The 1,215-nt window shown below is 41.7% G+C and carries 1 protein-coding gene and 1 pseudogene; one reads left to right on the forward strand and one right to left on the reverse strand.

What is annotated here, in order from left to right:
- Positions 1-860 (reverse strand): annotated as a pseudogene (locus VXQ92_RS19225) (indolepyruvate ferredoxin oxidoreductase family protein); the annotation flags it as partial.
- A gap of 204 nt (positions 861-1,064) precedes the next feature.
- Between VXQ92_RS19225 and VXQ92_RS19230 the strand changes: the two are divergent.
- On the forward strand, positions 1,065-1,215 hold a 151-nt coding region (locus VXQ92_RS19230; RefSeq protein WP_416682876.1), incomplete at its 3' end, for a helix-turn-helix domain-containing protein.

Consider the following 1,215-nt stretch of genomic DNA (forward strand, 5'->3'; position numbering starts at 1 on the left):
GCATTTTCACAAGGCCATGTTACGGTATTGATTTTATTCGCACGGGCATAGGCCAAAACAGCTGGTAAGCGATATTTATAAAGACGTTCTTCTTGTTGGATGCCATGATCTGGCCAACGAATATTGACGCCACCCTCTGGGAAATTAACATCTTCTGGTATAACAGGAGTAACACGGTCTAGGTCGACATGAACTGAAGCGGAAGTTTCTACAATTTCACTAACCAGCTTCATGGAAGTCCAAAGACCAGAAAAACGTGAAACTGCAATGGCGTGAACACCAAAGTCTAAAATTTGTTGAACGGATGTTGGGTAGAAAATTGGAATACCACAACCAATCATGACATGTTCAGACTGGTGGGGAACTGTAGAAGATTTGCATGAGTGGTCATCACCGAATAAAGCAACAACACCACCACGTTCAGAGGTACCAGCTAAGTTAGCATGGCGGAGTACATCGCCTGAACGGTCAACACCCGGGCCTTTACCATACCACCATGAAGACACTCCATCATATTTGCCTTGACCTGAAAGATTTGCTTGTTGTGTACCCCAGATTGCGGTAGCAGCCAAGTCTTCGTTTACACCAGGTTGAAATACGACATTATGGGATTTAAGTAATCCTTCAACTTGCCAAAGGAAATTATCATAGTTACCAATAGGGGAGCCACGATAACCAGAAATAAAACCAGCAGTATGATAACCATTGATCGCGTCACGGCGAGTTTGGGCAAGAGGCAACCGAACAAGTGCCTGAATGCCGGTCATAAATGCTGTACCGTTATCACTTACATATTTATCTTCAAGTGACACATCCTTTGTTGCAATAATATTTGGAGTGACTTTTGTAGCTATATTCATTTATATCTCCTTAGAATTTTTAGTAGCTCGGACTACTTTCTTTTTTCAACATCCAGTTGAATATTTGGAGCAAGTGACATACGAAATAAAAAAGATCGGTTCCTCTTCTTAAAAAAGAATTAGTGCCAATGTATGTACATTTAGTCATTGTGGTTGATCTAAACTGGTGCAACAATCCGTAATTTAGGAAAAGATATTTACGTTATGCGCAAAAATCTCGATGGTGGACTTTTGCATGCAATGCATGCATTCCTGAAAGTGATTGATAGCGGGAGTTTCACAGCAGCAGCTGAGCAGATGGATCTGACCACAGCACAGGTTTCACGTCTTATCAGCGAGCTAGAAACACGCTTAG

The sequence above is a fragment of the Acinetobacter sp. 228 genome (genome assembly GCF_048147885.1).